General features: G+C 69.1%; 11 protein-coding genes. 2 read left to right on the forward strand and 9 right to left on the reverse strand.

Annotation, left to right across the window (positions count from 1 at the left end):
- Positions 1-34: 34 nt before the first annotated feature.
- The 5 genes from ACIOJD_RS04595 to ACIOJD_RS04615 form a co-directional block, all read right to left on the reverse strand.
- Entirely contained in the window at positions 35-463 is a 429-nt protein-coding gene (locus tag ACIOJD_RS04595; RefSeq protein ID WP_401908232.1) for a cytidine deaminase, read from the reverse strand.
- Positions 460-1,737, reverse strand: coding sequence for an ABC transporter permease (locus ACIOJD_RS04600; RefSeq protein ID WP_401908234.1), 1,278 nt, complete (start codon positions 1,735-1,737; stop codon positions 460-462). Before ACIOJD_RS04600 ends, ACIOJD_RS04595 begins: the two co-directional genes overlap by 4 nt.
- A complete protein-coding gene (locus tag ACIOJD_RS04605; protein WP_401908235.1) occupies positions 1,734-2,915 on the reverse strand; it encodes an ABC transporter permease in 1,182 nt (393 codons plus the stop codon). The genes ACIOJD_RS04600 and ACIOJD_RS04605 overlap by 4 nt, the downstream gene beginning before the upstream one ends.
- Positions 2,912-4,621, reverse strand: coding sequence for an ABC transporter ATP-binding protein (locus ACIOJD_RS04610; protein ID WP_401908990.1), 1,710 nt, complete (start codon positions 4,619-4,621; stop codon positions 2,912-2,914). The genes ACIOJD_RS04605 and ACIOJD_RS04610 overlap by 4 nt, the downstream gene beginning before the upstream one ends.
- Positions 4,622-4,889: 268 nt before the next feature.
- A complete protein-coding gene (locus ACIOJD_RS04615; protein WP_401908236.1) occupies positions 4,890-5,939 on the reverse strand; it encodes a BMP family protein in 1,050 nt (349 codons plus the stop codon).
- A 527-nt stretch (positions 5,940-6,466) separates the two neighbouring features.
- On the opposite strand from ACIOJD_RS04615, the gene ACIOJD_RS04620 reads away from it, so the two are divergent.
- Both ACIOJD_RS04620 and ACIOJD_RS04625 read left to right on the forward strand, forming a co-directional pair.
- Positions 6,467-6,784, forward strand: coding sequence for a hypothetical protein (locus tag ACIOJD_RS04620; protein ID WP_401908237.1), 318 nt, complete (start codon positions 6,467-6,469; stop codon positions 6,782-6,784).
- Positions 6,785-6,838: 54 nt separating this feature from the next.
- Positions 6,839-7,180: a hypothetical protein gene (locus ACIOJD_RS04625; RefSeq protein ID WP_401908239.1), complete on the forward strand. Its 342-nt coding sequence runs from the start codon at positions 6,839-6,841 to the stop codon at positions 7,178-7,180.
- Positions 7,181-7,301: 121 nt separating this feature from the next.
- Here ACIOJD_RS04625 and ACIOJD_RS04630 read toward each other — a convergent pair whose 3' ends face one another.
- The 4 genes from ACIOJD_RS04630 to ACIOJD_RS04645 form a co-directional block, all read right to left on the reverse strand.
- The gene (locus tag ACIOJD_RS04630) at positions 7,302-8,561 is read right to left on the reverse strand and encodes an amidohydrolase (RefSeq protein ID WP_401908240.1); all 1,260 of its coding nucleotides are present in this window, start codon (positions 8,559-8,561) and stop codon (positions 7,302-7,304) included.
- 289 nt (positions 8,562-8,850) lie between these two features.
- Positions 8,851-9,933, reverse strand: a complete 1,083-nt coding sequence (locus ACIOJD_RS04635) for a hypothetical protein (RefSeq protein ID WP_401908242.1) — start codon at positions 9,931-9,933, stop codon at positions 8,851-8,853.
- An 82-nt stretch (positions 9,934-10,015) separates the two neighbouring features.
- Complete coding sequence (locus ACIOJD_RS04640) at positions 10,016-10,942, reverse strand: N-acetylneuraminate synthase family protein (RefSeq protein WP_401876948.1); 927 nt, start codon at positions 10,940-10,942, stop codon at positions 10,016-10,018.
- Positions 10,943-10,951: 9 nt separating this feature from the next.
- Positions 10,952-12,175 carry a cytidylyltransferase domain-containing protein gene (locus ACIOJD_RS04645; protein WP_401908244.1) on the reverse strand — a complete coding sequence of 408 codons (1,224 nt, stop codon included), beginning with the start codon at positions 12,173-12,175 and terminating at the stop codon, positions 10,952-10,954.
- Positions 12,176-12,226: the final 51 nt, after the last annotated feature.

Raw genomic sequence — 12,226 nt, forward strand, 5'->3', positions numbered from 1 at the left:
GCGGCCGGTACCGGCCGCCGGTCAGGGTCCGGTCTCAGGCGAGATGCCCCGGCCCGAACGGCTGCGGCAGCATCTCGGCCAGCGTGCGGAAGCCCTCCGGGGTCTCCAGGACCAGGTCCGGCCCGCCGAACTCGTACAGCAACTGCCGGCAGCGGCCGCACGGCACCAGTACCTCACCCGCGCCGTCGACGCAGGTGAAGTGGGTGAGCCGGCCGCCGCCGCTCAGATGCAGGGCGGAGACCAGGCCGCATTCGGCACACAGCCCGAGTCCGTAACTGGCGTTCTCGACGTTGCAGCCGGTGATCGTACGGCCGTTGTCGACCAGGGCCGCGACGCCGACCGGATAGCCCGAATACGGCGCGTACGCGCGGGACATGGCGTCCCGGGCCGCTCCCCGCAGGGCCTCCCAGTCGACGGCCCCACCGGGTGCGGGGCGGGTGGGAGGTCTCGGGGGCGCGGTCACGAGCCCTGTCCCTTCCGGTACGGCATCCCGTCGGCCTTGGGCATCCTGAGCCGTTGCGCGGAGAGCGCGAGGACCAGCAGCGTCGTGACGTACGGAGCGGCGTCGACGAACTGGCTCGGCACCTGGTCGGTGAGCTGGTACCAGACGAAGAGCACCAGCGAGACGGCCCCGGAGATCACCGCGGAGACGTATTTCTTCTGGTAGAGCTGCCAGGCAAGGACCAGGACGAGCAGGATCGCGAGGAGCAGCAGCATCGCGTGGACGTTCTCGGCGCCGCCGCGCAGCTTGAGGCTGTCGGTGAAACCGAAGAGCCCGGCGCCGAGGGCCAGTCCGCCCGGCATCCAGTTGCCGAAGATCATCGCGGCGAGACCGATGTAGCCGCGGCCGCCGGTCTGGCCCTCCTGGTAGATGCCGGTGGCGACGATCGCGAGGAAGGCGCCGGCGAGGCCCGCGAGGCCGCCGGAGACGGTGACGGCGATGTACTTGTACTTGTAGACGTTGACGCCGAGCGATTCGGCGGCGACCGGATTCTCGCCGCAGGAGCGCAGCCGCAGGCCGAACGCCGTACGCCACAGGACCCACCAGGTGCCCGGGATCAGCAGCAGTGCGACGACGGTCAGCAGCGACAGGTCGGTGACCAGACCGCCGACGACCCCCGCGATGTCGGAGACCAGGAACCAGTGTCTGGCCTGGAGATCCTGCATCCAGTCGGACAGTCCGGGGATCGTGATGTCGGTGATCGAGTCGATGCGCGGGGACTGCTTGGAGGAGCCGCCGTCCTGGCCGTCGAAGGCGAAGTTGGAGAGGTAGCGGGTGGCTCCGACGGCGAGGATGTTGATGGCCACACCGGAGACGATGTGGTTCACGCCGAAGGTGACGGTGACGACGGCGTGCAGCAGTCCGCCGAGCGCACCGCCGAGGATGCCGCACAGGACACCGGCCCACGGCCCCCACTGGAAGCCCGCCCAGGCGCCGAACCAGGTGCCGAGGACCATCATCCCTTCGAGGCCGATGTTGACGACGCCCGCGCGCTCGGCCCACAGGCCGCCGAGTCCGGCGAGCCCGATCGGGATGGCGAGTTCGAGGGCGCCGGAGACCTGGCCGACGGAGGTGAGGTCGTTGGCGCCGCTGATCAGCCGTACCAGTGAGACCAGGCCCAGCGCGCCCGCGATGATCAGCATGATGACGGGCAGGGAGAGCGTGTGGCGGCCGGGTCCCTTGGCGGGGGCGGCGCTGGTGGCCGAGACGGTGCTCGTGTTCGTAGTCGTACTCACAGCGCGGCCCCTTCCTTCTCGGTCTTGTCGTTCCGGCCGTTCTTGCTGTTCTTGTCGTTCCCGGGCCCGGACCCGGCCTCGGTCGCGAGGGCGCCTCCGGCGGCGAGTTCCTCGCCGACCTTCTGCTGCTGGCGGCGGAGCCCGTAACGGCGGACGAGTTCGTAGCTGACGACGACCGAGATCACGATCAGGCCCTGCATGATCGTGGCGATCTCCTTCTCGTACCCGTACTGGTCGAGGGAGGCCGAGGACTTGTCGAGGAACGCGATCAGCAGCGCGCTGAACGCGATCCCGAGCGGGTTGTTGCGGCCCAGCAGGGCGATCGTGATGCCGGTGAAGCCGACGCCGGTCGGGAAGTCGAGGCTGTACGTGTGGGTGTCGCCGAGCAGCGTCGGCATCCCGGCGAGGCCGGCGACCCCGCCCGAGATCAGCATCGAGGTGAGGACCATCTTCTTCGCGTCGACGCCGGAGGCCTGGGCCGCGCTCTCGCTGGCGCCGGTGGCGCGCAGGTCGAAGCCGAAGCGGGTACGGCCGAGGATGAACCAGTACGCGACACCGCAGGCGGCGGCGACGAAGGTGAAGCCGTAGATCTCACCGGCCTCGGCGCCCATGGACAGCCCGGGGAACCAGCCGGACTCCGGGAGGTCACCGGTCGTCAGGTTGTTGGAACCGGCGGGCTGTACGCCGAAGTTCTTGGGCAGGATCAGCCAGGCGACCAGGCTGGTGGCGATCGAGTTGAGCATGATCGTGGAGACGACCTCGCTCACCCCTCGGGTGGTCTTGAGGATGCCCGCGATCCCGGACCAGAACGCGCCGACCAGCATCGCGACGATCACGATCAGCGCGATCTGGAGCGGTCCCGGCAGGTCGACGCGGGCGCCGACGAGCGCGGCCATCATCGCGGCGAGCCGGTACTGGCCGTCGACACCGATGTTGAAGAGGTTCATCCGGAAGCCGACGGCGACCGCGAGGGCGGCCAGGTAGTACGTACCGGCCTGGTTGACGATCAGTACCTGGACATCGACGTACGTGGCGGACTCGAACATGATCCGGTACGGCTCGAAGGGGTCGCTGCCCGAGAGCAGCAGCACCACCGAGGTGAGGGCGATGGCGACGACCAGCGCGAGCACCGGGCCTGCGAAGCCCAGGATCAGCCGGTCCTTGTCGAACTTCTTCATCGGGCGTCGTCCTCCGGAACTGCGTCGACCGCCGCGTCTGCCACTGTGGCCGCTTCGGCTGCTGGGGCTGCTGGTGCTGCCTCGGTCGTTTCGGCCGGGTCGACCGCCTCGGCCGGACCGGCCGGTTCAGCCGCTTCGAGGTGACCGGTGGCGGCGCCGGTCATGGCCGAGCCGAGTTCCTCCGGCGTGATGGTCGCGGGGTCCGCGTCGGCGACGAGCCGGCCGCGGTACATCACCCGCAGGGTGTCGGAGAGCCCGATCAGTTCGTCCAGGTCCGCCGAGACCAGCAGTACGGCGAGACCCTCGCGGCGGGCCTCGCGGATCTGGTCCCAGATCTGCGCCTGGGCGCCGACGTCCACACCGCGGGTGGGGTGGGCGGCGATCAGCAGCTTGGGGCTGTGGCTCATCTCGCGGCCGACGATCAGCTTCTGCTGGTTGCCGCCGGAGAGGGAGGCCGCGGTGACGTCGATGCCGGGCGTCCGGACGTCGTACTCCCGCACGATCCGGGTGGTGTCGGCGCGGGCGGCCTTGAGGTTGAGCAGCCCGGCGCGGCTGTTGGGCTGCTCGGTGACATGGCCGAGGATGCGGTTCTCCCAGAGCGGGGCCTCCAGCAGCAGGCCGTGCCGGTGCCGGTCCTCGGGGATGTAGCCGATGCCGTCCTCGCGCCGCTTGCGGGTCGGCACGTGCGAGATGTCGGTGCCGCCGAGGGTGATCACCCCGCCGTCGGGGTCACGCATCCCCATCAGCGCCTCGATCAGCTCGGTCTGGCCGTTGCCCTCGACACCCGCGATGCCCAGGACCTCGCCCTGGTGGATGGTGAAGGTGATCCCGGCCAGTACCTCGCGTACCGCGCCGTCGGGGTCGGTGGCGGCCAGCCGCAGCCCGTCCACGGCGAGCATCGGGATGTCGGTCACCGTCGACTCGCGGGTCTCGGGCGAGGGCAGTTCACTGCCGACCATCAGCTCGGCGAGCTGCTTGGAGGTGGTGGAGGCCGGGTCGGCGGTGCCCACGGTCGTACCGCGCCGGATGACGGTGATCTCGTCGGCGACCGACAGCACCTCGCCCAGCTTGTGCGAGATGAAGATGACGGTCAGGCCCTCGGCCTTGAGTTCCCGCAGGTTGTCGAAGAGCGCGTCGACCTCCTGCGGGACCAGGACGGCGGTGGGCTCGTCCAGGATGAGGATGCGGGCGCCCCGGTAGAGGACCTTGAGGATCTCCACGCGCTGCCGGTCGGCGACGCCGAGGTCCTCGACGAGCGCGTCGGGGCGGACCCCGAGGCCGTACGCGTCCGAGATCTCCCTGATCTTGGCGCGGGCCTTCGAGCCGATGCCGTACAGCTTCTCGGCGCCGAGAACGACGTTCTCCAGCACGGTGAAGTTGTCGGCGAGCATGAAGTGCTGGTGCACCATGCCGATGCCGCGCGCGATGGCGTCCCCGGGGCTGCCGAAGGCGACCTGTTCGCCGTCGACGGTGATGGTTCCCTCGTCGGGCTTCTGCATGCCGTAGAGGATCTTCATCAGGGTCGACTTGCCGGCGCCGTTCTCGCCGCAGAGGGCGTGCACGGTGCCCCGGCGGACGGTGATGTCGATATCGCTGTTGGCGACGACACCGGGGAAACGTTTGGTGATGCCGTGCAGCTCGACGGCGGGGGAACTCCCGGACGGCGTACGGGACGCGGTGCCGGAAGCGGTGCTGGACGTGTTGATGACGGACTCTCCTTGGCCGGAAAGGAGCGGGGGCGGGGTGGGGCAGGGCGGGGGGTGAAGTTATCGCGCCGGAGGGCCGTCTACACGTGTAGCGCTGCCGAATCGTAAGGCGGGAGCTGGTGGGCGAGCCGGAACGGGCTCGGATACGGATCGGTTGGGGCCGGTACGAGGGTGTTGTCGCCACCGGCGCGCCCGGGGCCCGGGGCGGCGGCGATTGCCGTCACTCCGGGCCCGTGGACCGTACTCACCGTGCAACCGGCAGACGCCGTTACGGGGTGGTCCTGACCTTGATCTTGCCGTCGATGATGTCCTTCTTGGCCTTGTCCACCGCGGCGACCACGTCGGTCATCTTGGTGTACGCCGGGTTGGAGTCGGCCAGGCCGACGCCGTCCTTGTCCAGGCCGTAGCGGATCTCGCCGGTCTGCGGCTTGCCGTCCTCGACCGACTTGATCAGGTTGAAGACCGCATCCGAGACGTCCTTGGTGACCGAGGTGAGGATCTGGTCCTTGTAGGCGGCCAGGCCCTTCTGGGCGTACTGGTCGGAGTCGACTCCGATGGCCCACTTGCCGGCCTTGGAGGTGGCCTCGATCGAGCCGAAACCGGCCAGACCGGCGGCGGCGTAGACCACGTCGGCCTTCTTGTCAAGCTGCCCCTGCGCGGCGGCCTTGCCCAGGTCGGGCTTGGAGAAGCCGGTGTTGTCCGGCGGCTGGGTGAGGTACTGCGACAGGACCTTGACCGACGGGTCGGTGTCCTTGACGCCCTGCTCGAAGCCGGCCTGGAACTTCTTGATCAGTGGGGTCTCGACACCACCGACGAAGCCGACCGTCTTGGTCTTGGTCACCTTCGCGGCGACGACCCCGCCGAGGTAGGAGCCCTGTTCCTCGTTGAACACCATGTTGGCGATGTTCTTCCCCGTCTTAGACGAGTCGTCGATAATACCGAAGGTGGTCTTCGGGAACTTCTCGGCCGCCTTCTGAATGGCGGGCGCGTAGGCGAAGCCGACACCTATTACCGGGTTGTTTCCCGCGCGGGCAAGCTCCGTCAGACGTTGCACTTTGTCGGCATCGGACTCGCCGTCAGTGGGCTCCGCCGCGCGGCCCTTGATCTTGAGGTCCTTCTCGGCCCTTGCCAGACCCTCGTAGGCGGCGTCGTTGAACGACTGGTCCCCACGGCCGCCGACGTCGTAGGCGATGGCCGCACCGGCGCCCCTGGCATCGGAACCGGCGTCCGATGACGACTTGTTCCCACACGCGGTTGCGGTGAACGCGAGCGCCGCAGACGCGACGCCCACGGTGGCGATCCTGGTGATCCGGCGCAAGGGAGGCTCCTTCAACCTGGCCTAAGCGCCACTTCCGGCGCTGCTTTTCGCCGCGATCGTAACGCGCGTAGATGCCAGATAAAGACCCTCAACGGAAGCCGTTATCGGATCGTCCCCAAAACCTGATGGTCACCTTGCGCGACACGTTGATCACGAACAGCGACACCCCTTACGCCCGCTCTCCAATGAGACCCGCACGACGCCAGGAGGCTCGGCGGTCGCACCCCCGGCCACCCACCTTCCACCCTCACCCGTTTCGAACTGGAGCGGCTACCAGATGAATCGACGGGCCGCAGTGAAGGTTCGACGCCAAGCGGAACAAAACGGAACATTTAATTCCCGTTGACCGTCACTTTACCTGGGTGATAGAAGTTTCTAGCCGCTCGACCAGAGCACGCAAGCGGCCGGAGACGACTCGCACACGAAATTCCATCCACACGCAACGGCGAGTGGAATCACGACGGGGGAGAGTCGTTCGAAAGTCAACCCAGCGCGCGATAGCCACATGCACAAAACAAGGGGGAAACATGAAAAGAAGCTCTTCCATCACCCTCGGTCTGACCCTCGCGGTCACGGCCGCCACGGTCGCTATGGCTCCCAGCGCATCGGCAGCCGGCGACTGCAACACCTGGAAGTCCAACAGTGCCCCTTGGAGCGGTAGCGCGTACTGCAGCGGCATGGGCATATCGGATCAATTCCGTGTGAAGGTCACCTGCGTCGGACCGCACGGCACTACCTTCATCGTGTATGGCCCCTGGAAGAGGAACACGAAGACCTCTACCGCCAAGTGCTCAGACAATCCGAATGTAGGCGTCTCCAAGGTCGGCGTCGCCTTCGACCACTGACGCTACTTCGCCGCGATAATTCAATTAATTCGACAGGCGAGAGGGAGAGAAGACGTGAAGAAGCAACTTTCGTTCATTTCGGGGCTTGCGCTCGCGATATCGACCGGGGCAACGCTTATGGCACCCGCCGCATCTGCCGGGGAATCGACCGTCCAGGAAGCGGAATGCAACACGTGGGTATCCAACAGCGCGCCTTGGCGAGGATACGCGAAGTGCACCGCCATGCTTCCGGTAGTTGAGCGCTTTCAGGTAAAGCTCATTTGCGTAACCCCACACGGTACCACCTTCACTGTGTACGGGCCGGGCAAGGGCAATGGGCAGACATCCAGCGCGAAGTGCTCCGATAACCCGAATGTCGGCATCTCCAAGGTCGGCGTCTATGTGTACCGCATCTGATAGTCGCTGCGAGATCCCAAACAGTGCCGCGCACCAGATAGGCGTGGCGTCATAGGACCATAGGAGCGAGGGTGTCCGGAGCTCTTCATATCCGTGGCACCCTCGCCCCCCTTCCGGCCGGTTACGAACGGTTGCCGTCGATCAACGCTGCGGCGGTGAAAAGCTCCACGCCGACCTGGATCGCGTGTTCGTCGACGTCGAAATCGCCACGATGCAGGTCGTACGGGACCTGGCTGCCGGGAACCCTGACGCCGAGCCGCGCCATCGCGCCGGGCACCTGTTCCAGGTACCAGGAGAAGTCCTCGCCGCCGAGGCTCTGTTCGGTGTCCTCGATCGCGTACGGTCCACGGCGCGCGCTCTGCGCGTCGCGCAACAGCTCGGTGACGACCGGGTCGTTGACGACCGGCGGCACCCCGCGCACATAGTTGATCTGCGTCTTCGCCTGGTGGAGCGCGGCGATCTCGTCGATCGCGGCATGCACCAGGTCGGGCGCGTCACGCCAGGCGGGCAGGTCCAGGCAGCGGACGGTGCCGGAGAGTTCGGCGTGCTGCGGAATGACGTTGCAGGTGTGGCCGGACTCGATGCGTCCCCAGGTGACGGCGAGCCCGGACCGCGCGTCGACCCGGCGGGCCAGCAGCGCGGGCACCTCGGTGGCGACCTTGGCGGCGGCGGTGACCATGTCGGTGGTGAGGTGGGGGCGGGCGGTGTGGCCGCCGGGCCCGTCGAGGGTGATCTCCAGCCGGTCGCAGGCGGAGGTGATCGGTCCGGGCCGCAGCCCGATCAGCCCGGCGTCGACCCGGGGGTCGCAGTGCACGGCGATGATCCTGCCGACCCCGTCCAGCACCCCGGCCTCGATGGCGTCGGCGGCTCCGCCGGGCAGCACCTCTTCGGCGGGCTGGAAGATCAGCCGTACGGGATGGGGGAGCAGCCCCTGCCGTTCGAGCCCGGCGAGCACCAGCCCGGCGCCGAGGACCGCGGCCGTATGGACGTCGTGCCCACAGGCGTGTGCCCGGTCGGGCACGGTGGAGCGGTACGGCACGCCGGTCTTGGTGTCCGGAATGGGCAGCGCGTCGATGTCGGCACGCAGCGCCAGCATGGGCCGCACACCGCCCAGGTGCGAGCTGCGCGAGTCTCGCGTCCCGCCCTGTGCCGTCCCGATGTCACACACGAGTCCGGTACCGGTCCCGAGCACCCGGGGCTTGAGCCCGGCCTGCTCCAGCCGGTGCTTGAGGGCGGCGGTGGTGCGGAATTCCTGGTTGCCGAGCTCCGGATGCATGTGCATGTCCCGGCGGAAGGCGATCAGCTCGCTGCGCAGGGCATCGGGCAGCACGCCGGGAAGCGCCGCTTCCGCGGGCAGGTCGGTCTCGGACTCTCGGGACATCAACTGGCTCACCTGTTGAAGAGTAGGCCCCTTCCGTGATCAACGGCCCCTCGATCAACAAAATTTCAGCCGCACAGACGAAGAAACACGGTCCCGAGATGCATGGCGTGCGATCGCAGCGGGTATATCAGCGCCTTCCTCCGGGCCCTCACCCCGGGAAACGGTCCACCGGTGGGCCGTCGGTGGGCCGCCGGTGGCCATTTCGCGGCCCCCGGCCGGTGGGCCCGTGCCCGTACGGGTCGTACGGTCCCGTCCGGTCAGGGGCGCTGACCGGTACTCCTCGGGTGCCCTACGCCGGGGACGGCATGCGCGGCAGCCTGTGGACGTCGCGGGCCGTGCCCGTGACGCCCGAGAGGAAGCCCTGGGCGCGGGGGGAGGCCGTGTCCTTCAGCCATTCCGGGGCGATGTCGCAGACCGCTACCCGTACGCCCGTGCCCGCCAGGGCCAGGGGCAGGGTGTGGACCACGGTGGAGGGGAAGCTCAGGACCGTGCTGCCGATCGGGCCGCGCCTCGCGATCAGTTCCAGCGGCAGGTCCGGGCGGACGATCTCCAGGCCCGTCTCGGTGTGGAGGCGGTGGAGCTTGTCCACGTTCTCGCGGCGGTGGGCGAAGTAGCGCGTCGCGCCGTGGGCGCGGGCCAGGGAGAGGACCGCCTGGGTGTACTGGTCCCCGTCGACCACGCCCGTCTCGACCAGCGAGGTGCCGACCATGTCGGCGCCCGTGGCGATGCGGGGCGGGCCGAAGGTGGACCGGGTCCACTCGAAGGTGTTGGCGGTCACCGTGATGCCGGCGGGCACCTCGTCCACGGGCATCGAGGTGAAGACCTCGACCGTACGGGGGCCGGACGGGGTGAGCCGGCGGCGGGCGACCGCGGTGACCGGTGCCAGGACCAGTTCGCGCGGTCCACGGCTGCCGCCGCGCCGGTGCCAGCGCACCAGCGGCTCGCCCCGGGCCACCTGTCCGATGAACTCCAGCGTCGCGGTGCCGTCGTCCACGACCGTCAGCTCCTTGCCGCTGACCAGGGTCAGCAGCAGCTGTACGTAACGGGAGAACGGATCGCCGATGACGATCCGGCCGGTCCGGCGCAGCAGTGGCGCCAGCTCCCGTACCGTCCGCAGGGGTGCCCCCGCACCACCGCGCGCCTCTTGCCAGCGCACGGTGAAGCCCTCGTCCCGGGCCAGCTCCGCCATCCTGCGGAGCTGGCCGCGTGACATGGGATCGGTGGGCGAGAGCACGACGACGGTGAGCGCGTCACCGGTCGTGCTCACGCGGGCCCACTCCAGCACGTTGAGCAGCTGGACCGGGCTCTCCACGAAGGCGATCGCACGGGACTTCTCGCCGGACCTGACACGAGCGGCCGCGCGAGCGGTCACGCGTGCGGTCCGGGCGGAGGAAGCGGTCCCGGGAGAGGACTCGGGGTGCGGGGTGCGGCCCCCGGCGGCACCGGTCATGGCGTCAGACCGCCACCGGCTCGGTGGCCTCGGCCACGACGCCCGCGACGCGGCGGAGCTTCTTCATCGGGCCCAGCTCCGACTCGTACACCTTCTTGACACCGTCACCGAGGGAGGCCTCGATGGTGCGGATGTCACGGACGAGGCGGGTGAGGCCCTGCGGCTCGACCGAGGCGGCCTGGTCGGAGCCCCACATGGCGCGGTCGAGGGTGATGTGACGCTCGACGAACGCGGCGCCGAGCGCGACGGCGGCGAGGGTGGTCTGGAGACCGGTCTCGTGGCCGCTGTAGCCGATCGGCACGTTCGGGTACTCGGCCTGGAGGCTGTTGATCACGCGCAGGTTCAGTTCCTCGGCCTTGGCCGGGTACGTCGACGTGGCGTGGCAGAGCAGGATGTTGTCGCTGCCCAGCACCTCGACCGCGTGACGGATCTGCTTCGGCGTCGACATGCCGGTGGAGAGGATGATCGTACGGCCGGTGGCGCGCAGCGAGCGGAGCAGCTCGTCGTCGGTCAGCGAGGCGGAGGCCACCTTGTGGGCGGGGACGTCGAACTTCTCCAGGAAGGCGACGGCCTCGGTGTCCCACGGGGAGGCGAACCAGTCGATGCCACGCTTGCGGCAGTGCTCGTCGATGGAGCGGTACTCGTCCTCGCCGAACTCGACGCGGTGACGGTAGTCGATGTACGTCATCCGGCCCCAGGGGGTGTCGCGCTCGATGTCCCACTGGTCGCGCGGGGTGCAGATCTCCGGGGTGCGCTTCTGGAACTTGACCGCGTCACAGCCCGCTTCGGCGGCCGCGTCGATCAGCGCCAGAGCGTTGTCCAGCTCGCCGTTGTGGTTGATGCCGATCTCGCCCGTGACATAGACGGGGCGGTTGGGGCCGGCGGTGCGGGTACCGAGGGTACGCAGGCGGGGGCTGACGTCGGTGCTCATGGAGCGTCCTTACTTGTTGAGGGTGGTGATGTGGTTCGGGGTGGTGAGGTGGTTGTTCAGACCCGGGCCCAGGAGCCAGGCCGCGATCTCTCGGATCGCGCCCTCTCCGCCCGGGGTCGTCGTGACGGCACGCGCCTCGGCGCGTACGGCGTCATGGGCGCTCGCGACGGCCACCGGCCAGCCGACGAGTCCGAAGCACGGGAGGTCGTTGACGTCGTTGCCGACGTACAGCACGCGCTCGGGCGTGATCCCGTGCTCGTCGCACCACTGCTTGAGTGCGAGGTCTTTGCGGTCGATGCCGTGGAGCACCGGCACCTGGAGCTTGCGGGCGCGCGCGGCGACGACCGGGTTCTGCTCGGTGGAGAGGATGAGCATCTCCAGTCCCGAGCGGCGCAGCGCGGCGATCCCGAGTCCGTCGCCCCGGTGCACGGAGACCGTTTCGCGGCCGTCCGAGTCGACCATGACCCGGTCGTCGGTCTGGGTCCCGTCGAAGTCGAGCACGACGGCGTCGATGTCCTCGTACGACGGCAGGACGGCCGGGTCGACCAGCGGTGCCAGCGCGCGGGCGCGGGCCAGGTCGTGCGGGTCGTCGATCTCCAGGACCCGGGCGGGATCGGTCCGTACGAGCGCGGTGCGGCCGAAGAAGCGGTGGTTCGCCTCGCGGAAGCCCTCGGCCCGCATCGCGTACGCGGCACCGGTCTCCAGGTACTCCTGCTGGCGGTCCTGGCGGCGCGGGCGATTGGCCTTGTCGTGGTTGACGCCGTAGCCGTCGGGCCCGCCGGTGTCGCTCGTGCTGTCCTGGCGCCAGATGAAGCCGTGCGTGGGCGCCACGGTCAGCGCGGTGTCCGCACCGTCCTCGGTGACGGCGCCGGCGACGCCGTCGAGGTCGTCGGCCGTGATGAAGGGGCTCGTGCACTGCACCAGCAGCACCACGTCCGTGGTGGTGCCGCGCATCGCCTCGTGGGCGTCCATCGCGTGCAGCACGGCGGCCTCGCTGGTCGCGGTGTCCCCCGCGATCGCGGCGGGCCGCAGGACGATCTCGGCGCCGGCGGCGCGGGCCGCGTCGGCGATCGCCTCGTCGTCCGTCGAGACGACGACATCCGTCACGCGCCGGGCCGCGAGGGCGGCGCGGACCGCTCGGACGACCAGCGGGACACCGCCGACGGCGGCGAGGTTCTTGGCGGGTACGCCCTTGGATCCGCCGCGTGCGGGGATCACCGCGAGGACGGTCATCTCTTCTGCTCCTTGGATCGCGACCTCGTGGGTCGCGGTTCGGTGGTCGGG

Origin of the sequence: Streptomyces sp. NPDC088116 (genome assembly GCF_044741745.1) — a bacterium.
In the GTDB taxonomy this organism is placed as follows: domain Bacteria; phylum Actinomycetota; class Actinomycetes; order Streptomycetales; family Streptomycetaceae; genus Streptomyces.